Consider the following 22,881-nt stretch of genomic DNA (forward strand, 5'->3'; position numbering starts at 1 on the left):
GCGACGCCGGACAGGCCGGCGAGGAGCCTTCCTGCGTATAACGGCAGCGTTTAAAGCAGCCGGTATCCGGTTTATCCCTATTCGGGATTGACTGGATAAAGAGGGGGCGGAATTAATTCGCTGGTAATCGCGCAATCGAAAGCTTGTAAATATTTGTAAATGCGCGATCGGTAATTTTTTTATATATTGCGTGATACCGGTAAATAAAAAGCCGGCCAGTGGCCGGCTTTGCATTGCATGCGATGTTGAATCAGCGTTTGAGACCCGCATCCTCGGCCGCGCCGATGTTCAGGTTCATGCACTGGATCGCGGCGCCCGATGCGCCCTTGCCGAGGTTGTCGAGGCGCGCGACCGTGACGAAGCGCTCTTCGTTGCCGAACACGAACAGGTCGACACGGTTCGTGTCGTTGTTCGCCTGCACGTCGAAGAAGCCGCCGTCGAGGTTCGCGTCCGCATCGAACGGCGCGACGCGCACGAAGGCTTCGTCCGCGTAGTACTCGGCGAACACGCGCTGCACGTCCTGCGGCGTCGCGCGTTTCGCGAGCTGCCCGGGCGTGAAGTAGGTCGTCACCGCGAGGCCCTTCAGGAACGGGCCGACGATCGGCGTGAAGATCGGCGGGTTCGCGAGGCCCGTGTGCACGGCCATTTCCGGCAGGTGCTTGTGCGTGAGGCCAAGCGCGTACGGGCGCGGGCTCGCGAGCTTGCCGCCCGGCGCCGCGCTTTCGTAGTCGGCGATCATCGACTTGCCGCCGCCGCTGTAGCCGGTGATCGAGTAGCTGTGCGCGGCGAACGTCGGTGCGACGATGCCCGCATCGACGAGCGGACGCATCGCGAGCACGAAGGCCGATGCATGGCAGCCCGGCACCGCGATGCGCTTCGACGTGCGAATCTTCTCGCGCTGCGCGCGGGTCAGTTCCGGCAGGCCGTAGGCCCAGTCGGCGCTGGTGCGGAACGCGGTGCTCGCGTCGATCAGCGTCGTGTTCGGGTTCTCGACGAGCGACGCCGATTCGCGCGACGCGACATCCGGCAGGCACAGGAACGTGACGTCCGACGCGTTGATCAGGCGGCGGCGCTCCTCGACGTCCTTGCGCTTCGCTTCATCGATGCGCAGGATCTCGATGTCGCTGCGTGCCGACAGGTATTCGAAGATCTTGAGGCCGGTCGTGCCTTCCTGGCCGTCGACAAAAACTTTGGTGCTCATTTCGCTCTCACTGAATGAAACGGGGCCCGCGCCCTGAATCCGCCATTTTAAGACGTCATCCGGCGGGCCTGCATCGCGCGGGTCGAAAAAAAGACGGCCGGCGGGCCGTCTTGTGTCCCTTTGACGCTTACCGGCACGCTCGCCGGCGCGTGTTCAGCCGCGGCCGGCAACCCAGCGGGCCGTCGCTTCCGCAACTCGCCGGCCGAATGCCTTCCCGGTTTCGAGGTCGCCCGGCAGCGGGCCTTCGTCGGGCGTCGCATCCGCCGGCGACTGCGCGAGCAGGCCCGTCGAGCCGCCCAGGTAGTTGATGTCGTTGCGCGTGGCCGCCTTCGAGTTGGCCGGCATCAGGCTCGTGCCGACCCACACCATCCCATGTTGCATCGACAGCGTGACGAAGTATTGAATCGTCGAGAACTTGTCGCCGTTCATGGTCGCGGAGTTCGTGAAGCCCGCGGCGATCTTGTCCTTCCATTTCTGCGTGAACCACGCTTTCGACGTTGCATCGGCGAATTGCTTGAACTGCGCCGACGGGCCGCCCATGTAGGTCGGTGCCCCGAAGACGATCGCGTCGGCCGCGTCGAGCGCGGCCCAGCCCGCGTCGTCGACGTCGCCGACCGCGAGCAGGCGCACGGTCGCACCGGCGTCCTGCGCGCCCGCGTGAACGGCCTCGGCCAGTTTCTGCGTGTGACCGTAGCCGCTGTGATAGACGATGACGATGTTCGACATGAGGCGTTCTCCGGAAAGGAACGGGAACGGCGGCCGCAGCGGCACGCCGCGTCACGCGCCGCCGGCCGGCGACGCGACGGATGCGCGGCGTGGCGCCGCGACCGGTGACGACGAGTCTAGCAAGCCGAAATGACGGGAAAACACGCGGGCGCGGAATACGCCCGGAGTACGCCAGTTTGCGGCGGCAGGCGATCGCGGCGGCGCGCGGCAGGGGGCGATGCCTGTCGCTGGGTGCCCGTCACCCGTTATTGCCCGTAGTTGACCGTGAGTTGCGCGGTGCCGATCGCCAGCGTGCCGATCTCGTGCTCGAACATCGGCGCGGGGCGCCCCTGCGCGACGCGCAGGTCGTCGCCCTTCAGCGCGTAGACGGTGATCACGTAGCGGTGCGGCTTGCCGGGCGGCGGGCACGGGCCGCCGTAACCGTCGATTCCGAAGTCGTTGCGCGCTTCGCTTGCACCGATGCGCCGCAGGAAGCCGGACGCGCTCGCGTCGGCGGGCAGGCTCGTGACCGTCGCGGGAATGCCCGCCACGGCCCAGTGCCACCAGCCGTGCCCCGGCGCGTCGGGATCGAAGATCGTGATCGCGTAGCCGCGCGTGCCGGGCGGCGGGTTGTGCCACGCGAGCTGCGGCGAGTGGTTGCCGCCCTTGCAGTCGCCGCGGTCGAACACGTTCGCGGCACGGACGCGCCCGCCCGGCGTCAGGTCGTCGCTCGTCACCGTGAACGCGCCTTCTGCATGCGCGGGCACGGCGGTGAACGCGGCGGCATAAAGGAGGGCGAGGTGGGCGAAGAGAGCGAGGAGGGCGGCAAGGAACGGCGACGGGCGACCCGATGGCGCAGGCGGAGTGATCCGGCGATCCACACGCATATGGCGCTTCTCCCGTCACGTGGGCCGGACCGATGCTTCCGGCGTTGTTGGCGTTGTGCGTTGCCCGCGCAGCTGATGGCGACGATGGATCAAGTCTAGCATTAGGGTTCGATGAGCGATGCACACCGCGACCCATCGCCGCGATCGCTTGCTGCGCGAATCGGCGGACGAAAAAAAACCGCCCGCGGTGAAGCGGGCGGCTTGTTCAGCCAGGACGCCGGCCTGCGGGCCGGCGCGGCGTCATTCCTTCGGGGCCGTCGCGCCGCCGTGCGCCGCCGACCACTCGGCCGGTGCGTGCAGGAATTTCTCGACTTCGTCGAGCGTCTTCGTCTCGAAGTAGCCCGAAGCCTTCGCGACGCGCAGCACGTCCCACCACGTGGCGAGCGCGTGCAGGTCGACGTCGATGTCCTTCAGCACCGACACGCTTTCCTTGAAGATGTCGTAGTGGAACAGCACGAAGCAGTGGTTCACCGTCGCGCCCGCGGTGCGCAGCGCATTGACGAAGTTGATCTTGCTGCGGCTGTCGGTCGTCAGGTCTTCCACGAGCAGCACGCGCGAGCCTTCTTCCAGATGGCCTTCGATCTGCGCGTTGCGGCCGAAACCCTTCGGTTTCTTGCGCACGTACTGCATCGGCACCATCATCCGGTCCGCGATCCAGGCCGCGAACGGGATGCCGGCCGTCTCGCCGCCCGCCACCGCGTCGATCTGCTCGAAGCCGATGTCGCGCGTGATCGTCGTTTCAGCCATTTCCATCAGTGCGCGGCGCACGCGCGGATACGAAATCAGCTTGCGGCAGTCGATATAGACGGGGCTTGCCCAGCCGGACGTGAAGATGAACGGTTTTTCTGCGTTGAAGTGTACTGCCTGCACTTCGAGCAGGATTTTGGCGGTCGTATCCGAGATCGACTGACGATCGTAGCCTGTCATGGGCATTCCTTGGGTGATGAGCGAAGAGCGGGCGCGGGCCCGGTGGCGCAGCAAGGGGAACCTGCCCTGGGGGCCGGGGCGCGATCGGAGGGCCAATCGCATCGCTGCGCGCGTAGGCCGCTATTTTACCCGATTCAGGCCGGTTTTCGGCGGAATTCGCGCGGGTTCACCGCTCGGCTCGCCACCGGCGAAACAAACGGGGCGGGATCGCTTGCGCTGATGCAGAGGATGCGGCGCTGCACCAACGGAGGTCATTTAGGGGGTGTACACTAGGCGACCCTTAGAAATCGTTCAGTACTTTGTACTTTCCTCTTGCCATCCGCCAAGGTTCGATGGCGTGCCGACCCGGCGCGCTGCGTGCCGTCTCGCAGTCGACCATCCCCTCGATTCAAGCAGACGCGGCCCAAGGTGCTGTGGACTGAACCGTCAATATTTCGCATGTCTCTCGCAGGTCAATCATGGACGAACAACTGAAGCAGGCCGCACTCGCCTATCACCAGAACCCGAAACCCGGCAAGATTTCGGTCACCCCGACCAAGCCGCTGTCGAACCAGCTCGACCTGTCGCTCGCGTATTCGCCGGGCGTCGCCGCTGCGTGCGAAGCGATCCACGCCGATCCGCTCGATGCGCAGAAGTACACGTCGCGCGGCAACCTCGTCGGCGTCATCACGAACGGTACGGCCGTGCTGGGCCTCGGCAACATCGGCCCGCTGGCCGCGAAGCCGGTGATGGAAGGCAAGGGCTGCCTCTTCAAGAAATTCGCGGGTATCGACGTGTTCGACATCGAACTGTCGGAATCCGACCCCGACAAGCTCGTCGAGGCGATCGCGATGCTCGAGCCGACGCTCGGCGGCATCAACCTCGAGGACATCAAGGCGCCGGAATGCTTCTACATCGAGCAGAAGCTGCGCGAGCGCATGAAGATCCCCGTCTTCCACGACGATCAGCACGGCACCGCGATCATCGCGTCGGCCGCGATCCTGAACGGCCTGAAGGTCGTCGGCAAGCAGCTGTCGGAAGTGAAGCTCGTGTGTTCGGGCGCGGGCGCGGCAGCGATCGCGTGTCTGGACCTGCTGGTGAACCTCGGCCTGACGAAGTCGAACATTCTCGTCGCCGATTCGAAGGGCGTGATCTACGAAGGGCGCGGCAATCTCGATCCGTCGAAGCAGCGCTATGCGGCGACCACCGACGCACGCACGCTCGCCGACGCGATCGTCGGCGCGGACGTGTTCCTCGGCTGCTCGAGCGCGGGCGTGCTGAAGCAGGACATGGTCAAGACGATGGGCGACAAGCCGCTGATCCTGGCGCTCGCGAACCCGGAACCGGAAATCCGCCCGGAAGACGCGAAGGCCGTGCGCCCGGACGCGATCGTCGCGACCGGCCGTTCGGACTACCCGAACCAGGTCAACAACGTGCTGTGCTTCCCGTTCATCTTCCGCGGCGCGCTCGACGTCGGCGCGACGACGATCACGGAAGAAATGAAGCTCGCGTGCGTGCGCGCGATCGCCGAACTGGCGGAAGAAACCGACCAGAGCGAGGAAGTCGCGAAGGCGTATGAAGGCCACTCGCTCGAATTCGGGCCGGACTACCTGATTCCGAAGCCGTTCGATCCGCGCCTGATCATCAAGATCGCGCCGGCCGTTGCGCAAGCCGCGATGGATTCGGGCGTCGCCACGCGTCCGATCCAGGACATGGACGCCTACCGCGAGCAGCTCGGCGCGACCGTCTACCGCACCGGCATGGTGATGCGCCCGGTGTTCGCGGCCGCGAAGCAGAAGCAGGCGCGCATCGTGTTTGCCGAAGGTGAAGACGAGCGCGTGCTGCGCGCCGCGCAGTTCGTGCTGCAGGAAAAGATCGCGAAGCCGATCATCGTCGGCCGTCCGTCGGTCGTCGACATGCGCCTGCAGAAGATCGGCTCGAAGCTCAAGGCCGGCACCGATTTCGAAATCGTCGATCCGGAAGACGATGCGCGCTACCACCGCTACTGGCAGGCGTATCAGGAGATCGGCGCGCGCGACGGCGTGACGCCGGAAGTCGCGAAGGCCGCGATGCGCAAGTTCAACACGCTGATCGGCGCGATGCTCGTGCACCTGGGCGATGCGGACGGGATGATCTGCGGGATGATCGACACGTTCCATAGCCACCTGAAGTTCATCGAGCAGGTGCTGGGCCGCGCGAAGGGCGCCGAGCATTTCGCCGCGATGAACCTGCTGATGCTGCCGGGCCGCAACCTGTTCGTGTGCGACACGTACGTGAACGAGCTGCCGAGCGCCGAACAGCTCGCCGACATGACGATCCAGGCCGCGGCCGAGATCGAGCGCTTCGGCATCGCGCCGAAGGCCGCGCTGCTGTCGAACTCGAACTTCGGCAGCGCGCCGTCGGCGTCGTCGCGCCGGATGGGCGAGGCCCGCAAGCTGATCGTCGAACGTGCGCCGAACCTGGAAGTCGACGGCGAAATGCACGGCGACGCGGCGCTGTCGGAACTGATCCGCAAGCAGGCGTTCCCCGGCACGACGCTGTCGGGCGAAGCGAACCTGCTGATCATGCCGAACGTCGAAGCGGCGAACATCGCGTACAACCTGCTGAAGATGGTCGGCGGCGAAGGCGTGACGGTCGGTCCGTTCCTGCTCGGCGCGGCGAAGCCGGTCCACATCCTGACGCCGGCCGCGACCGTGCGCCGGATCATCAACATGACGGCCGTTGCCGCCGCGAACGTGAACACGAAGTAAGTCCACGCCCGCGTGTGCCGCGCTTCAGGCGCGGCGCAAGGAAAAACGCCACGGAACCTGCATTCCGTGGCGTTTTTTTTATTGCGAATCGCCGGCCGGGACGGGCGTTCGAACCGCGAATGCCCGCGCCCGCCGGCCGGCGCGTTACGCGACCTGCTGGTGCGACTGGCCGCCAGCCGGCGCCCGCCACTTCGCGAGCAGCGTGTTCCACTTCTGGCGTACCGCGCGCAGGTTGTTCTCCTTCACGTGGCCGTAGCCGCGAATGCCGTCCGGCAGCGCCGCGAGCTCGAGGGCGAGCGGGCGGTTGGCCGCGTTCAGCCTGGCCAGCACTTCGTCGATCAGCGCTTCGTACTCGCCGATCAGCGCGCGTTCGGAGCGGCGTTCCTCGGTGCGGCCGAACGGGTCGAGCCCCGTGCCGCGCAGGAACTTCGCCTTCGCGAGCCAGCGGAAGGCCGTCAGCATCCACGGGCCGTACGCCTTCTTCACCAGGTGGCCGTGTGCGTCCGTCTTCGCGAACAGCGGCGGCGCGAGGTGGAATTTCAGCTTCCAGTCGCCTTCGAACTGCGCGGACAGGCGCGCGAGGAACGCGGGATCGGACTGCAGCCGCGCGACCTCGTATTCGTCCTTGTACGCCATCAGCTTGAAAAGGTTGCGGGCGACAGCTTCGGTCAGTTGCTCCTGCGCCGTGTCGCCGTCCGCCAGTGCGCGCTCAGCGGCGCGCACCTTGTCGACGAATGCCGCATAGCGCGCCGCATACGCGGCGTTCTGGTACGCGGTGAGGAATTCCACGCGCTTCGCGATCAGTGCGTCGACTGCCTTCTTCGTGTGCAGCGCGATCACCGTGGCGCCTTGCGCGGGGCGTGCATCGCCGGCCGCGGCCTGCTTCACGCTGGCCAGGTCGTACGCGGCGCGGCGGCCCCAGTCGAATGCCGCACGGTTCTTCTCGACCGACACGGCGTTCAGTTCGATCGCGCGTTCGAGCGATGCGAGCGTGAGCGGCAGCCAGCCTTTCTGCCATGCGTAGCCGAGCACGAACGGGTTCGTGTAGATCGCGTCGCCGAGCAGCGCGACCGCGAAGCGGTTCGCGTCGATGAAATCGACGGCTTCCCCGGCCGCCGCGCGGATGTCGTTCTCGGCGGACAGGCCCGGGAACGCCCAGTTCGGGTTCTTGATGAACTCGGCGGTCGGCGTCTGCGCGCTGTTGACGACCACGCGCGTCGTGTCGTGCCGCATCCGCGACGTGCACTCGTCGCCGGCCGTGACGATCGCGTCGCAGCCGATCACGAGGTCGGCTTCGCCCATCGCGATCCGCGTCGCGTGGATGTCGGTCGGCGCGTGCGAGATCTGCACGTGGCTCATCACGGCGCCGCCCTTCTGCGCGAGGCCGGTGACGTCGAGCACGGTCACGCCCTTGTTCTCCAGGTGCGCGGCCATCCCGAGCAGCGCACCGATCGTGACGACGCCCGTGCCGCCGACGCCCGTGACGAGCACGCCGTATGCGCGGTCGATGTCCGGCAGCGTCGGTTCGGGAATGGGCGGCAGTGCGTTGCCGTCGACCGACACGGCTTTCGGCTTCTTCAACTGGCCGCCCTCGACCGTGACGAAGCTCGGGCAGAAGCCCTTCACGCACGAGAAGTCCTTGTTGCAGCTCGACTGGTTGATCTGGCGCTTCGTGCCGAATTCCGTTTCGAGCGGCTCGACCGACAGGCAGTTCGACTGCACCGAGCAGTCGCCGCAGCCTTCGCACACCGCGTCGTTGATCACGACGCGCTTGGCCGGGTCCGGATAGGTGCCGCGCTTGCGGCGGCGGCGCTTCTCGGTCGCGCAGGTCTGGTCGTAGATCAGGATCGTCGTGCCTTCGATCTCGCGCAGCTCGCGCTGCACGTCGTCGAGCTGGTCGCGATGATGGATCGGCACGCCCGGCGCGAGCAGCGCCTTCTGGCTGTCGTACTTCTCCGGCTCGTCGGTGACGATCACGATCTTCTTCGCGCCTTCCGACGCGAGCTGGTGCGTGATCTGCGGCACCGTCAGCACGCCGTCGACCGGCTGGCCACCCGTCATCGCGACGGCGTCGTTGTAGAGGATCTTGTAGGTGATGTTCGCTTTCGACGAGATCGCCGCGCGCACCGCCAGCAGGCCCGAGTGGAAATAGGTGCCGTCGCCGAGGTTCGCGAACACGTGCTTCTCGTCCGTGAACGGCGCCTGGCCGATCCACGGCACGCCTTCGCCGCCCATCTGGCTGAAGGTGCTCGTGTTGCGGTCCATCCACACGGTCATGTAATGGCAGCCGATGCCGGCGATCGCACGCGAGCCTTCCGGCACGTTGGTCGACGTGTTGTGCGGGCAGCCCGAGCAGAACCACGGCTTGCGCTCGGTCTGCACGTGCGGCTTCGCGAGCGCCATTTCCTTCGCGTTGATCACCGCGAGCCGCGCGGCGATGCGCGCCCGCACGTCGGACGGCAGCTCGAACTTCTCGAGGCGCGTCGCGATCGCCTTCGCGATGATCGCGGGCGACAGCTCGTAGTGCGCGGGCAGCAGCCAGTTGCCCATCGGCACGGACCATTCGCCGCCGGCGCCGTCCTTTTCGTCGAACTTGCCGAACACGCGCGGCCGCTGGCCGTCGGGCCAGTTGTACAGCTCTTCCTTGATCGCGTATTCGAGGATCTGGCGCTTTTCCTCGACGACGAGGATTTCGTCGAGGCCGCGCGCGAACGCCTGGGCGCCCTGCGCTTCGAGCGGCCACACGCAGCCGACCTTGTAGAGCCGGATGCCGATCCGCGCGCAGGTTTCGTCGTCGAGGCCGAGGTCGGTCAGCGCCTGGCGCACGTCGAGGTAGGCCTTGCCGCCGGTCATGATCCCGAAGCGCGCGTTCGGCGAATCGATTTCGATCCGGTCGAGCTTGTTCGCGCGTACATAGGCGAGCGCCGCGTACCACTTGTAGTCGAGCAGCCGCGCTTCCTGCACGAGCGGCGGGTCGGGCCAGCGGATGTTCAGGCCGCCTTCCGGCAGGATGAAGTCGGTCGGCAGCACGATCTCGGTGCGATGCGGGTCGATGTCGACCGATGCCGACGATTCGACCACGTCCGTCACGCACTTGAGCGCGACCCACAGGCCCGAGTAGCGGCTCATCGCCCAGCCGTGCAGGCCGAAATCGAGATATTCCTGCACGTTGGACGGGAACAGCACCGGCAGCCCGCAGGCCTTGAAGATGTGCTCGGACTGGTGCGCGAGCGTCGACGATTTCGCCGCGTGGTCGTCGCCGGCGAGCACCAGCACGCCGCCGTGCTGCGACGAGCCGGCCGAGTTCGCGTGCTTGAAGACGTCGCCGGTGCGGTCTACGCCCGGGCCCTTGCCGTACCACATGCCGAACACGCCGTCGTGCTTCGCGCCGGGGTACAGGTTCACCTGCTGCGAGCCCCACACGGCGGTGGCGGCGAGATCTTCGTTGAGGCCGGGCTGGAAGACGATCTGGTGGGCGGCCAGATGCTGCTTGGCTTTCCAGAGCGACAGATCGAGGCCGCCGAGCGGCGAGCCGCGGTAGCCGGAGATGAAGCCGGCCGTATTGAGACCAGCGGCGCGGTCGCGTTCCTGCTGGAGCATCGGCAGGCGCACGAGGGCCTGGATGCCGCTCATGTACGCGCGACCGCGCTCAAGTGTGTATTTGTCGTCAAGCGTGACGGACTTCAGCGCGGCTTCTAGCGACGCGCGTTGGTCTGCGTCTAGCGGGGCATTCATTAACTGTCTCCTCCACCCGGTCTGGGATCACCAAAACTTCGGTTGCGTCGGCATCTTTTGGATGCGTCGGCAGTGGCCGGCATGTTCGCCGGTTTTAAGCGATGGTAGCACTGGGGCAAACCCGCCGCCCATCGGTTGGAATGCGGGGAGAGCCGCGTCGGCGCACCGTAAAAAAGGGCTGAATCATGCGTTACATCATGTAAAAGCATGTAAGGCCACGTTCATCTGCGCGCAAATGCCGTTAATCTTGTCGGCCTGCCGGAGGTGCCCGGTCGCGTCGGTCTGTTTCGACGCATCGGGGAGGCGCCGGCAGTTTTACAGGAGGTGCAATGAACACACGTCATATCCAGAGTTTCCTGATCGTGTCCGCCGCGTTTTTCTCGATGACCGGCCCGGTGCACGCGCGAGGCGCGAGCGCACTGGCGGCAGCCGGCGCGCAGATGCAACAGATCGCGCCGGCCCAGGACGCCGTCGCGCTGCCGTCGGCCGAGCGCGCCGTCGCGTCGAAGGCGAACGCGCGTTGATCCGGTCGCGCGGCCGTCGGGCCGCGCCGGAATGCAAAAAGGGCGGGAATCCTCGGATTCCCGCCCTTTTTCTTTGTGCCGCCGGATCGGGCAGGTTGCCGGGTTGCCCCGGGCAGCCGCCCGCCGGATGCGTCAGGCCTTGTCCTGCACGACGCCGCGACGGATCTGGTCGAGCTCGATCGATTCGAACAGCGCCTTGAAGTTGCCTTCGCCGAAGCCCTGGTTGCCCTTGCGCTGGATGATCTCGAAGAAGATCGGTCCGATCTGGTTCTCGGTGAAGATCTGCAGCAGCAGGTCGTCGCGCGCGCCGTCGATCAGGATCTTGCGCTTCTTCAGTTCGTCCAGCGATTCGCCGTGGTTCGGCACGCGGCGGTCGACCAGTTCGTAATACGTGTCGATCGTGTCGAGCAGCTTCACTTCCTTGCTGCGCAGGCCGTCGACCGCCTGGTAGATGTCGCTGGCGCCGAGCGCGATGTGCTGGATGCCTTCGCCGTGGTATGCGTCGAGGTATTCCTGGATCTGGCCGGCCGTATCCGAGCCTTCCTCGTTGATCGGGATGCGGATCTTGCCGCACGGCGACGTCATCGCCTTCGACTTCACGCCCGTCACCTTGCCTTCGATGTCGAAGTAGCGCACTTCGCGGAAGTTGAACAGGCGCTCGTAGAACTCGGCCCATTCCTGCATGCGGCCGCGATGCACGTTGTGCGTCAGGTGGTCGATATAGGTGAGGCCGTGGCCGACCGGGTTCGGGTTCGCACCGGCGATCGGCTCGAAGTCGACGTCGTAGATGCTGATGTCGCCGATTGCGCCCGGCTGCGCGCCGTTCTTGCCGCGCCAGCGGTCGACGAAGTAGATCAGCGAATCGCCGATGCCCTTGATCGCCGGGATGTTCAGCTCCATCGGGCCCGTCTTGTTGTCGAAGCCCCATGCGCCGAGTTCGAGCGCGCGCTTGTACGCCTTCGCGGCATCCTGCACGCGGAACGCGATCGCGCAGATCGACGGGCCGTGCAGGCGCGCGAAGCGTTGGGCGAACGAATCGGGTTCGGCGTTGATGATGAAGTTGATGTCGCCCTGGCGATACACCGTCACGTCCTTGTGGCGGTGGCGCGCGATCGCGGTGAAACCCATCCGTTCGAACAGTTGTCCGAGCGCTTTCGGGTCCGGTGCCGTGTATTCGATGAATTCGAAGCCGTCGGTGCCGACGGGGTTGTCCCAGTTCGGGATCTGCATGGCGTGTCTCCTGTGGGGGCGATCGGCCGCGGCGACGGGCGCCTGTCCGGCCTGGTTCGATGTCGAACGTGGCGCACGCGGCGGCATGCGCGACGAATCGGTACGTGCGACAGAGTGTAGCGGGCAGTCGCGAGCGTAAACTTGCGAACTTGATCGCCCGAACCTACGATGGCGCAATTTCCAGTCTTGAAAATAATCATTGGAGGGCAGAAGATGGCGCACGCCGAATTGGATGCCATCGACCGGCGGATTCTCGCGATTCTTCAGGAGAACGGGCGCCTGTCGAACCAGGAGATCGCCGAGCGCGTGAACCTGTCGCCGAGCCCGTGCCTGCGGCGGATCAGGCGGCTCGAGGAGATCGGCGTGATCACCGGTTATGTCGCGCTGCTGAATGCGCAGAAGCTCGGGCTCGACCTGCTCGCGTACGTGAGCGTGCGGCTCGAGAAACGCGGCGGCCTGGCACCGGTGCGGGTCGACGAAACGTCGGCGCGCGCGGGCGCGACCCATGCGGAGCTGTTTCGCGCGGCCGTGCAGACCTGGCCGGAAGTGGTCGCGTGCCACGCGATGACGGGGGACATGGATTACCTGCTGCGCGTGCAGGTCGAGGACATGGCGCATTTCTCCCGCTTCGTGCAGGAGCATTTGCTGCATCACCCGTCGGTGATCGACGTGAAGACGAGCTTTTCGCTCGAATGCTTCAAGGAGACGACGGCGTTGCCGATTCGGTCGGTGCGCTAGCGCGCGGGCGGGGGAGGGAGGGGCCGGGCGCGCGGAAGGCGCGGCCCGGCTGGCCGACGTTACGCCGTCAGGGCGGCGGGCATCAGCGATTCGATGAACTTCGTGGTGCGGCGCGCCTGGCGCTTCATCGCGTAGTCGAACACCGCGGCCTGCTCCTGCAGCATCTCGGCGATGATCGTCGAGTGGTCGGCCGGCGGCAGCGACAGGTACGCATCGGCTTCGCCGTACGCATACTCGATCCGCATCCCGGATTTCTTCGCGATGTGCATCATCGTCGCGTTACGCGACAGGCAGTGCATGTACAGCATCGTCACGTGCGTGTTGCGGCTGCGGATCGCCGCGCGTTCGAACAGCTTCGAGCCGACACCGCGGCCGCGTGCGCTTTCGAGCACCGACACGCCGAATTCGGCCGTGCGCTTGTCGCCCTCGGCCGGCAGGTAGGCCAGGTGGCCGACGCCGATCAGTTCGAGGTCGTGGTCGAACACGCCGAACACGGTGTCGCGACCGAAGTCGATCGTGCGGACATAGTTCTCGATCACGTGGTCGGGCACCATCTGGCCGAAGCGCAGCAGGCGGTCCTCTTCGTCGAGCGAGAGAAAGTGGGTGAGCATCTGCTCACGGTCTTTGGAAGCCAGTTCCCTGACGAGAACCGGCGCAGTACCGGCGGTGCCGACGACATCGGCCGTGCCGTTGAATCGCGTGTTCATCGTGGGTTCCTCAATGTGTGACCGTACAGCGGGTTGTGCAATGCAGCAGCATTTTACCCGACCGTCAGCCGTCGGATTGGGGAAAACCCGTATTTAACGATGTTTGAGCTGGAGGATGAATTCTAAATCCGCTTAGTTAATCGTCTATCTATTTGATTTTTAACGAATTTAAAATTCATCATATGAAACGCGCGGCGGCCGGTCGCAGTGTGCCCGTAGAGCAACGTTTGCTGCTGCGCGGCAATCAGGCGGCCGTCGACAGCCCGCGTTCGATCAGGTCGATCACCTGCTCGGCGAAGTCGCGGTAGCCGAGGCGGCCGCCGGGCTTCAGCCACGTGAACGTCCAGTTGATCATCCCGAACACCATCATCGTCACGGAAGTCTGGTTTTCCTTCGAGATGCGGTCCGGGTACGCGCGCGCCAGCTGTCGCGTGAATGCCGCGACGATGTCGCGCTGGCGGTCGAGCACGATTTCGCGCTGCGCGTCCTCGAGATACTTCACGTCGTTGAGCAGCGCGACGTGGCGGCTGTGCGATGTCTCGTATTCGGCGAGGAACGCGCGCACGAGCTCCGCGAACGCGTCGCGCTCGCTGAGGCCGCGCCGCTGGCTCGCCCCCTCGACCTCGGCGATGATCAGCATCAGCCGTTTCGTGTAGCGGTCGAGCAGGTCGAACAGGATCGCTTCCTTGCTCTCGTAATAGTGATAGAGGCGTGCTTTCGACGTGCCGCTCGCGGTCGCGAGATCGGACATCGACGTGCTCGGGTAGCTCGTCTGCGCGAATTTGTCGGCGGCCAGATCGAGGATCTGCTCGCGCTGGGATTCGTGGTCGGGCGCTCGGGTACGGGCCATGGTCGAATGCGGAAGATTAGCGGTGCGTGGCGGCCGCGCGGGCCGCGCGCACCTGCGTGGAGGAGAGGGCGTCGGGCGTGGCGTCCTGCAGCTCGAGCCGGCCGGTCGCCGCGAGTTCGCGGCAGCGCCACCAGGCGATCGAGTCGCTGACGAACAGCCCGCCGCGATCGGCGTCGGCCATGATGCTGCCGACGAGGCGCCGCGCGGGCAGCCAGTCGGTTTCCGCGCGCGCGAGGATCAGCGCGTCGAGTTCTTCATAGTGGCCGCTCTTGATCGTGTTGCTGACCCAGTAGCGCAGTTCGGCGTTCTGGTGCTTCGCCTCCTGCCATTCGAGCGCGAGGCGGCCGATGCGCAGCACCGAGATCGGCGCGGCCACCGGCCGCTTGCGCGCCAGTTCGGCGGGCGAGAACATGCCGGTCGCGCATGCCTGGTCGGTGCGCGACAGCGACGCGCGCTGCGCCGGATCGAGGTCGGCGGCCGACAGCCGCACTTCGTTCAGGCGTTGCGGGACATTGCGCAGGTGATAGGCGACGCGCCGCAGCAGCAGCTTGTCGCCGACGCTCGGCGCATGCCACACCACCACCTGGCCCGTCTCCGTCGCCAACTGGTCGAGGCGTGCGAACTCGGCTTCGATCTCTGCATTCCAGTCGGGAATCTGGTCGCCGAGCACGCGCTGCCAGAAGGCTGCGCGCGTGTCGGGTGTCTCGTCGGCGCCCTTGAGCGGCCCGACGCCGAGATCGTCGAGCAATCCGACGACGTGCTCGTCGCGCCCGGCTTGTGCGAGTGCCTCGCGCAGCGACGCGGCGGCGGTGCCGCCCTGAATCACATGAATGGTACTCATCGGCCTGTCGTCAACAAAAGAAAACCGCCGGCCGGGCGGACGTTGCGATGTCCAGCCGGCCGGCGGCCCCTAGTGTAAGCGAGATGTGTGACGGCGAGAAACCGCCCGGCGCCGCGATGCGACGTCGCTCAACGCTCGTCGAAGCTCACGACGACCTTGTCGCTGATCGGGTGGCACTGGCACGTGAGCACGAAGCCGTCCTTCACTTCATGCTCCTCGAGCGTGTAGTTCTTCTCCATCCGCACTTCGCCCTCGAGCACCTTCGCGCGGCACGTGCAGCACACGCCGCCCTTGCACGCGTACGGCAGCGCGAGGCCCGCACGCAGGCCGATATCGAGCAGGCTCACGCCTTCGTACGGCAGCCGCAGCTTGCGCTTCTTGCCGTCGAGCACGATTTCGAGGTCGGCCGCCGGCGTCTGGTCGGTGATTTCGACGACTGGCGCACCGGCTTGCGGCAGCGGCGTGCCGAAGCGCTCCACGTGTACCTTCGCCTGCGGCACGCCGGCTGCCTTCAGCGCCGCTTCCGCCGCGTCCATCATCGGCGCCGGGCCGCAGATGAACGCTTCGTCGATCGCGTCGGCCGGCGTCAGCGTGCCGAGGAATTCCGCGCATTTCGTCTGGTCGAGCACACCGTTGAACAGCTCGACGTCCTGCTGGTCGTCCGACAGCACGTGATAGAGGACGAAGCGGTTCATGTAGCGGTTCTTCAGGTCCTCCAGCTCCTCCGCGAACATGATCGCGTCGACGCTGCGGTTGCCGTAGATCAGCGTGAACGTGCTGCGGGGCTCCAGTTCGAGCGTCGTCTTCACGATCGCGAGCACCGGCGTGATCCCCGAGCCGCCGGAGAACGCGACGTACTGCTTGCCGTGGTCGGCGTTCAGGTGCGTGAAGAAACGGCCGTCCGGCGTCATCACGTCGATCGTGTGGCCGGGCTTCAGCGTATCGAAGGCGAAGTTCGAGAAGCGGCCGCCGCGCACGCGCTTGATGCCGATGCGCAGTTCGCCGTCACGGTCGTAGTCCGTCGTGCCGACGCAGATCGAATACGAGCGGCGCGTTTCCTCGCCGTCGATGTGGGTCTTCAGCGTGACGAACTGGCCCTGCGTGAAGCGGTACGCGTCGCGCAGTTCGGGCGGCACGTCGAAGGAGACGGTCACGGCGTCGGCGGTCTCGGGCCGCACGTCGCGGATACGCAGCGGATGAAATTGCGGGGTCGCCATATCGATTAGTAGGGTTTGAAGTAGTCGAAGGGTTCGCGGCAGTCGACGCAGCGATACAGCGCCTTGCAGGCCGTGGACGCGAATTGCGCGAGACGCTCAGTGCGTGCCGAGCCGCAGCGCGGGCACGCGGGCGCCGCGACGGGCCGCGGCACGAAACGCACGACGTTTTCCCGCGGCGCGGCGGCGCCGCATTGGCCGACCGGCGGTGCGATGCCGTACGCACGCAGCTTGTCGCGCGCTTCCTGCGTGATCCAGTCGGTCGTCCACGCGGGCGCGAGCACCGTCTCGATCCGGTGCGGCGGCAGGTCGGCGGCCTGCAGCGCGGCGGCGATGTCTTCGGCGATCTGCGACATGGCCGGGCAGCCCGAGTAGGTCGGCGTGATCACGACCTCGAGCTGGCCGTCGTCCGCGCGGCGGACGTCGCGCAGGATGCCGAGCTCGCGGATCGACACGACCGGGATCTCGGGATCGGGCACGGCTTCGAGCACGTCCCATGCGCGGGCGAGCAGCGGATCGTCGCGGCGCGCGGCAGGCACGGCGTTGGCGGGGGCGGTCTGGACGGACATCGTCGGGCTCCGTGGCGTCGGGGTTACCAGGTCGCGCCGGGGTGCTGGCGTGCGAGGCTTTGCAGTTCCGCGAGCAGGTAGCCCATGTGTTCCGAATGCTCGCCCTGCTTGCCGGTCGTCACATGCTGCACGGGGGCCGGCAGCGTGAGCGTCGCCTCCGCGAGCGCGTCGTCCACGTCCGCGCGCCACGCCGCTTCGAGCGTGGCCGGTGCCGGGGCGATGCCTTCGGCCGCGACTGCGTCGTCGATCGCATCGGCGGCGAAGAATTCGCGCGTATACGGCGTCAGGTAGTCGAGCGCGTCCTGCGCGCGACGGTGCGATTCGTCGGTGCCGTCGCCGAGGCGCACGAGCCACTCGCGTGCGTGCTGCACGTGATAGCGGGTTTCCTTCACCGATTTCGCAGCGATCGCAGCGAGCTGCGTGTCGGCCGACGTTTCCAGCGCGGTCCACACGTGCAGCATCAGCGCCGAGTACAGGAAGTTGCGCACGATCGTCACCGCGTAGTCCTTGTCGGCGTGCGCGGTGCCGGCGAGCGGGCCGTAATGCGGCAGTTCGGCGAGCGTGAAGTTCGCGAACTCGCGCTCGGTGCGGAAGTACGCGTAGTCGTCCTCGGTCTTCGTCGCGCCGGTGAGCTGGCGCTCGAGTTCGGCCGCATGCGTATACAGCATGCGCGCCTGGCCGATGAGGTCGAGGCTCATGTTGGTGAGCGCGATGTCTTCCTCGAGGATCGGGCCGTGGCCGCACCATTCGGCATTGCGCTGACCGAGGATCAGCGTGTTGTCCGCGAGGCGCAGCACGTAGGAGAGGTGTTCGGGCGTGATCGTCATGGCGCGGGCGTTACATGTGGTTGACTTCGTCGGGCAGCGTGTAGAACGTCGGGTGACGGTAGATCTTGTCGCCCGCCGGTTCGAACAGCTCGGCCTTCTCGCTCGGATCCGACGCGGTGATCGCCGACGACGGCACCACCCAGATGCTCACGCCTTCCTGGCGGCGCGTGTAGACGTCGCGCGCCATGCGCAGCGCCATCGACGCGTCGGCGGCGTGCAGGCTGCCGCAATGCTTGTGGTCGAGCCCCTGCTTGCTGCGCACGAACACTTCCCAGATCGGCCATTCCTTGTTCATCACTTTCTCCTGAATCCTGAATTCGATGGTGTGCCGCTCAGGCGGCGTGCTGTTCGGCGCGCGCGCGGTGCTTTGCTTCGTGGGCGAGGGCGGCTTCGCGTACCCAGGCGCCGTCCTCGTGCGCTTTCACGCGGGTCGCGAGGCGTTCCTTGTTGCACGGGCCGTCGCCGTTGACCACGCGCCAGAATTCGTCCCAGTCGATCGTGCCGTAGTCGTGATGGCCACGTGCTTCGTTCCACTTCAGGTCGGGATCGGGCAGCGTCACGCCGAGCACCTTCGCCTGGTCGACCGTCGCGTCGACGAATTTTTGCCGGAGGTCGTCGTTCGTGATCCGCTTGATGCCCCATTTCGCGGACTGGTTGCTGTGGACCGAATCGGCGTCGCTCGGGCCGAACATCATCAGCACCGGCCACCACCAGCGATTCACGGCCTGCTGGACCATCGCGCGTTGCGCGTCGCTGCCCTTCATCATCGACAGCAGCGCGTCGAAGCCCTGACGCTGGTGGAACGATTCTTCCTTGCACACGCGGATCATCGCGCGCGCGTACGGGCCGTACGTGCAGCGGCACAGCGGGATCTGGTTCATGATTGCCGCGCCGTCGACCAGCCAGCCGATCACGCCGACGTCGGCCCAGGTCGGCGTCGGGTAGTTGAAGATGCTCGAGTATTTCGCCTTGCCGGCGTGCAGCGCGTCGATCAGCGAATCGCGCGATACGCCGAGCGTTTCGGCCGCGCTATAAAGATAGAGGCCGTGGCCGGCTTCGTCCTGGACCTTCGCGAGCAGGATCGCCTTGCGCTTCAGGCTCGGCGCGCGGGAGATCCAGTTGCCTTCCGGCAGCATGCCGACGACTTCCGAGTGCGCGTGCTGCGAGATCTGGCGAATCAGCGTCTTGCGATAGGCATCGGGCATCCAGTCCTGCGGTTCGATCTTGCCGTCGGCGGCCATGACCGCATCGAACCGCGCCTGCTCGGGCGACTCGGCTGCGGCGTCGAGCGGCGCGACGTTGCCGGGGATGTCGAGGGATTGCGTGTACATGGCGAGGCTCTCGTCCGGTTGAATGTGTGCGAAGTATAAACCAACCGACCGGTCGGTTAATAAATTTCTTGCGGATTTGCGGAAAGACTCGGGTAAACGAGGGACATCGGGGCGCGATGATGCTGCGTGATGGCGGCCGGCGCGCGGGAGCCGCGCCTTCTGCGGCACAATGCCCGCTTTCCGACGAGGATTTTGCCGATGTCATTCCGAAGCAGTATCGCCGCGGCCGTGCTGGGTGCGGCCGCTTTTGTCTCGCCGCTCGCGGCGTCGGCTTCGGCCGCGCCGGCGGGATGGGTTGCCGCGTGGGCGACCGCGTTGCAGCCGATTCCCGACCTTGCCGCACCGCCGCCGCTTTATCGCGCGCCCGACGTTGCCGGTCGCACCGTGCGCCAGATCGTCTATCCGACAGTGTCGGGGCGCGCCGCACGGATCCGCGTCAGCAATGCATATGGTCGTTCCCCCCTCGTCGTCGAGGCGGCGAGCCTCGCGCGCGCTGGTGAAGGCGCGGCGCTGTCCGGCGATGCGGCCGTGCCGGTCCGGTTCGGCGGCAAGGTGTCGGTGACGCTTGCGCCGGGCCAGGAACTCGAAAGCGATCCGGTCGGGATCGACGTCAGGGCCGGGCAGCCGTATGCGATCAGCCTCCAGATGGGGCCGAACCAGCGGATGACGGTCTGGCACCGCGTGTCGAACCAGTTCAATTATGTGTCGGTGCCGGGCGAGCACGTGAGTGACCCGGGGGCTGCCGCGTTCCGCACCCGCTTTACCCAATTTGCATGGGTGACCGAGCTCGCGGTCGAGACCGGTTCCGCGCGCGCCAGCGTAGCCGCGATCGGCGATTCGATCACCGACGGGCTGCGCTCGAGCGTGAACCGGAACCGTCGCTGGCCGGACGCACTGGCGCGTCGGCTGGCCGCCTCGGGCACGGAATCGATCGGCGTCGCGAATCTCGGGGTCAGCGGAAACCGGCTGCTCAGCGATTCGGCGTGCTATGGCACGTCGCTGGCGTCGCGGTTCGAGCGCGATGCGCTGTCGCGCGCGGGCGTGAAGGCGGCGATCGTGCTGATCGGGATCAACGACATCAACTTTGCGGCGATGCCGCCGCGCGCGGGGCTCGATTGCGACCACCCGCATACGCAGGTTACGGCTGCATCGCTGATCGACGGCTACCGCCGGCTGATCGACGCGGCACACCGTCAGGGCGTGAAGGTTTTCGGCGCGACGCTGACGCCGGCCGGGCTGCCGGCGGGGCGCGAGGCGATCCGGCTCGAGGTGAACCGGTGGATCCGGAGCGGTGGCGGGTTCGACGGAGTAGTGGACTTCGACGCGGTGCTGCGCGATCCGGCGCGTCCGAGCGTGCTGCAGCGTCGATTCGATAGTGGCGACGGCATTCATCCGAGCGACGCGGGATACACGGCGATGGCCGACGCGGTGCCGGTCGAGCAACTGCAGGCCGCGGTGGGCGGCAAGTAATGGGCTTGTATATATAGAGGGAAGTGTTGCCGGTGCCCTGGTGATCGATTGCCTCCGGCGGCCCACTGAGCCCCGGCCCCCGTGCGCGCCAGCGCACGGGGGCTTTCTCAAAATATTTTCACAAAGGGCTTGCGTGGATGGGGGCAGGGCTTAGAATCACGCCTCTTTCGCGCTAACGGAAACACGGCGCGGGAGAGGGAAGCGAAGCTGGTGGTGTGTTGCAGTCTTGGGCGCGCGGCTGGCCTGGAAGTTGAACCCCGCAGTCGCAACGATGTAGTGTAAAAAGTTGTTGACGAACTGCGAAACACGGTTCATAATCTCGTTTCTCTGCTGCTGAAAACGCAGCGCTGCTGAGAAACACGAAGTTCCTCGCAGATTGCTCTTTAAAAATTAACAGCCGATAAGTGTGGGCGCTTGATGGAAGCGAGCTGATCTTCGGATCAGATAGCAAAAGTATCAAGAGTCTCACACTAAAGTAAGTCAGGTTTATGAAGCAATTCATATTCCTGTCAGCTTTGAGTGAGCGACCGGTTCTTAACTGAACCGAAAACAGTAACAGGTTTAAACTGAAGAGTTTGATCCTGGCTCAGATTGAACGCTGGCGGCATGCCTTACACATGCAAGTCGAACGGCAGCACGGGTGCTTGCACCTGGTGGCGAGTGGCGAACGGGTGAGTAATACATCGGAACATGTCCTGTAGTGGGGGATAGCCCGGCGAAAGCCGGATTAATACCGCATACGATCTACGGATGAAAGCGGGGGACCTTCGGGCCTCGCGCTATAGGGTTGGCCGATGGCTGATTAGCTAGTTGGTGGGGTAAAGGCCTACCAAGGCGACGATCAGTAGCTGGTCTGAGAGGACGACCAGCCACACTGGGACTGAGACACGGCCCAGACTCCTACGGGAGGCAGCAGTGGGGAATTTTGGACAATGGGCGAAAGCCTGATCCAGCAATGCCGCGTGTGTGAAGAAGGCCTTCGGGTTGTAAAGCACTTTTGTCCGGAAAGAAATCCTTGGCTCTAATACAGTCGGGGGATGACGGTACCGGAAGAATAAGCACCGGCTAACTACGTGCCAGCAGCCGCGGTAATACGTAGGGTGCAAGCGTTAATCGGAATTACTGGGCGTAAAGCGTGCGCAGGCGGTTTGCTAAGACCGATGTGAAATCCCCGGGCTCAACCTGGGAACTGCATTGGTGACTGGCAGGCTAGAGTATGGCAGAGGGGGGTAGAATTCCACGTGTAGCAGTGAAATGCGTAGAGATGTGGAGGAATACCGATGGCGAAGGCAGCCCCCTGGGCCAATACTGACGCTCATGCACGAAAGCGTGGGGAGCAAACAGGATTAGATACCCTGGTAGTCCACGCCCTAAACGATGTCAACTAGTTGTTGGGGATTCATTTCCTTAGTAACGTAGCTAACGCGTGAAGTTGACCGCCTGGGGAGTACGGTCGCAAGATTAAAACTCAAAGGAATTGACGGGGACCCGCACAAGCGGTGGATGATGTGGATTAATTCGATGCAACGCGAAAAACCTTACCTACCCTTGACATGGTCGGAATCCTGCTGAGAGGTGGGAGTGCTCGAAAGAGAACCGGCGCACAGGTGCTGCATGGCTGTCGTCAGCTCGTGTCGTGAGATGTTGGGTTAAGTCCCGCAACGAGCGCAACCCTTGTCCTTAGTTGCTACGCAAGAGCACTCTAAGGAGACTGCCGGTGACAAACCGGAGGAAGGTGGGGATGACGTCAAGTCCTCATGGCCCTTATGGGTAGGGCTTCACACGTCATACAATGGTCGGAACAGAGGGTTGCCAACCCGCGAGGGGGAGCTAATCCCAGAAAACCGATCGTAGTCCGGATTGCACTCTGCAACTCGAGTGCATGAAGCTGGAATCGCTAGTAATCGCGGATCAGCATGCCGCGGTGAATACGTTCCCGGGTCTTGTACACACCGCCCGTCACACCATGGGAGTGGGTTTTACCAGAAGTGGCTAGTCTAACCGCAAGGAGGACGGTCACCACGGTAGGATTCATGACTGGGGTGAAGTCGTAACAAGGTAGCCGTATCGGAAGGTGCGGCTGGATCACCTCCTTTCCAGAGCTTCTCGCAAAGTTGAGCGCTCACGCTTATCGGCTGTAAATTAAAGACAGACTCAGGGGTCTGTAGCTCAGTCGGTTAGAGCACCGTCTTGATAAGGCGGGGGTCGTTGGTTCGAATCCAACCAGACCCACCATTGTCTGGCGGTAACACCTGAGGGCATCTGTACTCAATGGGGGCATAGCTCAGCTGGGAGAGCACCTGCTTTGCAAGCAGGGGGTCGTCGGTTCGATCCCGTCTGCCTCCACCAATCCTCAACGACAAACATTCGAATGACGATTGTTCGAGTCTTTGTCA

The 22,881-nt window shown here is 65.1% G+C and carries 18 protein-coding genes, 2 tRNA genes and 1 rRNA gene; 7 read left to right on the plus strand and 14 right to left on the minus strand.

Annotated features, from left to right (window positions below; translation table 11 throughout):
* Nucleotides 1-250 precede the first annotated feature (250 nt).
* From argC to AB3K92_RS23555, 4 genes are all read right to left on the minus strand, one after another.
* Nucleotides 251-1,201: an N-acetyl-gamma-glutamyl-phosphate reductase gene (gene argC / locus AB3K92_RS23540; RefSeq protein ID WP_369465926.1), complete on the minus strand. Its 951-nt coding sequence runs from the start codon at nt 1,199-1,201 to the stop codon at nt 251-253.
* Nucleotides 1,202-1,354: 153 nt separating this feature from the next.
* A complete protein-coding gene (locus tag AB3K92_RS23545) occupies nt 1,355-1,927 on the minus strand; it encodes a flavodoxin family protein (protein ID WP_021158582.1) in 573 nt (190 codons plus the stop codon).
* 245 nt (nt 1,928-2,172) lie between these two features.
* Entirely contained in the window at nt 2,173-2,793 is a 621-nt protein-coding gene (locus tag AB3K92_RS23550) for a YbhB/YbcL family Raf kinase inhibitor-like protein (protein ID WP_060127418.1), read from the minus strand.
* Nucleotides 2,794-3,033: 240 nt separating this feature from the next.
* Entirely contained in the window at nt 3,034-3,720 is a 687-nt protein-coding gene (locus AB3K92_RS23555) for an orotate phosphoribosyltransferase (RefSeq protein ID WP_011546659.1), read from the minus strand.
* Nucleotides 3,721-4,178: 458 nt separating this feature from the next.
* Here AB3K92_RS23555 and AB3K92_RS23560 point away from each other — a divergent pair, with 458 nt between their 5' ends.
* A complete protein-coding gene (locus AB3K92_RS23560; protein WP_059814599.1) occupies nt 4,179-6,449 on the plus strand; it encodes an NADP-dependent malic enzyme in 2,271 nt (756 codons plus the stop codon).
* Nucleotides 6,450-6,593: 144 nt separating this feature from the next.
* Here AB3K92_RS23560 and AB3K92_RS23565 read toward each other — a convergent pair whose 3' ends face one another.
* A complete protein-coding gene (locus tag AB3K92_RS23565; protein WP_369465928.1) occupies nt 6,594-10,184 on the minus strand; it encodes an indolepyruvate ferredoxin oxidoreductase family protein in 3,591 nt (1,196 codons plus the stop codon).
* A 329-nt stretch (nt 10,185-10,513) separates the two neighbouring features.
* Between AB3K92_RS23565 and AB3K92_RS23570 the strand changes: the two genes are divergently transcribed.
* Nucleotides 10,514-10,708, plus strand: a complete 195-nt coding sequence (locus AB3K92_RS23570; RefSeq protein ID WP_048025345.1) for a hypothetical protein — start codon at nt 10,514-10,516, stop codon at nt 10,706-10,708.
* A 132-nt stretch (nt 10,709-10,840) separates the two neighbouring features.
* On the opposite strand, the gene hppD is transcribed toward AB3K92_RS23570, so the two are convergent.
* On the minus strand, nt 10,841-11,938 hold the full coding sequence (hppD, locus tag AB3K92_RS23575) for a 4-hydroxyphenylpyruvate dioxygenase (protein WP_021158576.1): 1,098 nt from the start codon (nt 11,936-11,938) through the stop codon (nt 10,841-10,843).
* A gap of 213 nt (nt 11,939-12,151) precedes the next feature.
* Here hppD and AB3K92_RS23580 point away from each other — a divergent pair, with 213 nt between their 5' ends.
* Entirely contained in the window at nt 12,152-12,676 is a 525-nt protein-coding gene (locus AB3K92_RS23580) for an Lrp/AsnC family transcriptional regulator (RefSeq protein ID WP_369465929.1), read from the plus strand.
* Nucleotides 12,677-12,735: 59 nt separating this feature from the next.
* On the opposite strand, the gene AB3K92_RS23585 is transcribed toward AB3K92_RS23580, so the two are convergent.
* From AB3K92_RS23585 to paaA, 8 genes are all read right to left on the minus strand, one after another.
* Nucleotides 12,736-13,383 (minus strand): GNAT family N-acetyltransferase, encoded by a 648-nt coding sequence (locus AB3K92_RS23585; protein ID WP_021158574.1) that lies wholly within the window; start codon nt 13,381-13,383, stop codon nt 12,736-12,738.
* A gap of 244 nt (nt 13,384-13,627) precedes the next feature.
* The gene (locus AB3K92_RS23590) at nt 13,628-14,233 is read right to left on the minus strand and encodes a TetR/AcrR family transcriptional regulator (RefSeq protein WP_011350658.1); all 606 of its coding nucleotides are present in this window, start codon (nt 14,231-14,233) and stop codon (nt 13,628-13,630) included.
* A 16-nt stretch (nt 14,234-14,249) separates the two neighbouring features.
* Nucleotides 14,250-15,074 (minus strand): DUF1835 domain-containing protein, encoded by an 825-nt coding sequence (locus AB3K92_RS23595; RefSeq protein ID WP_369465930.1) that lies wholly within the window; start codon nt 15,072-15,074, stop codon nt 14,250-14,252.
* 128 nt (nt 15,075-15,202) lie between these two features.
* Nucleotides 15,203-16,291 carry a 1,2-phenylacetyl-CoA epoxidase subunit PaaE gene (paaE, locus tag AB3K92_RS23600; protein ID WP_369465931.1) on the minus strand — a complete coding sequence of 363 codons (1,089 nt, stop codon included), beginning with the start codon at nt 16,289-16,291 and terminating at the stop codon, nt 15,203-15,205.
* 5 nt (nt 16,292-16,296) lie between these two features.
* Complete coding sequence (gene paaD, locus AB3K92_RS23605) at nt 16,297-16,857, minus strand: 1,2-phenylacetyl-CoA epoxidase subunit PaaD (RefSeq protein ID WP_048025350.1); 561 nt, start codon at nt 16,855-16,857, stop codon at nt 16,297-16,299.
* A gap of 23 nt (nt 16,858-16,880) precedes the next feature.
* Complete coding sequence (paaC, locus tag AB3K92_RS23610; protein ID WP_021158570.1) at nt 16,881-17,684, minus strand: 1,2-phenylacetyl-CoA epoxidase subunit PaaC; 804 nt, start codon at nt 17,682-17,684, stop codon at nt 16,881-16,883.
* 10 nt (nt 17,685-17,694) lie between these two features.
* Entirely contained in the window at nt 17,695-17,979 is a 285-nt protein-coding gene (paaB, locus tag AB3K92_RS23615) for a 1,2-phenylacetyl-CoA epoxidase subunit PaaB (RefSeq protein ID WP_027788585.1), read from the minus strand.
* A 37-nt stretch (nt 17,980-18,016) separates the two neighbouring features.
* A complete protein-coding gene (paaA, locus tag AB3K92_RS23620) occupies nt 18,017-19,015 on the minus strand; it encodes a 1,2-phenylacetyl-CoA epoxidase subunit PaaA (RefSeq protein WP_369465932.1) in 999 nt (332 codons plus the stop codon).
* Nucleotides 19,016-19,213: 198 nt separating this feature from the next.
* Here paaA and AB3K92_RS23625 point away from each other — a divergent pair, with 198 nt between their 5' ends.
* The 4 genes from AB3K92_RS23625 (at nt 19,214) to AB3K92_RS23640 (ending at nt 22,834) form a co-directional block, all read left to right on the plus strand.
* A complete protein-coding gene (locus tag AB3K92_RS23625) occupies nt 19,214-20,485 on the plus strand; it encodes an SGNH/GDSL hydrolase family protein (RefSeq protein WP_059678269.1) in 1,272 nt (423 codons plus the stop codon).
* Between the two features lie 563 nt (nt 20,486-21,048).
* Nucleotides 21,049-22,581: ribosomal RNA gene (locus AB3K92_RS23630) — 16S ribosomal RNA — on the plus strand.
* 62 nt (nt 22,582-22,643) lie between these two features.
* Nucleotides 22,644-22,720, plus strand: a tRNA-Ile gene (locus AB3K92_RS23635).
* Between the two features lie 38 nt (nt 22,721-22,758).
* A tRNA-Ala gene (locus tag AB3K92_RS23640) sits at nt 22,759-22,834 on the plus strand.
* Nucleotides 22,835-22,881 lie beyond the last annotated feature (47 nt).

It is taken from the genome of Burkholderia sp. Bmkn7 (assembly GCF_041103175.1).
Taxonomy (GTDB): domain Bacteria; phylum Pseudomonadota; class Gammaproteobacteria; order Burkholderiales; family Burkholderiaceae; genus Burkholderia; species Burkholderia cepacia.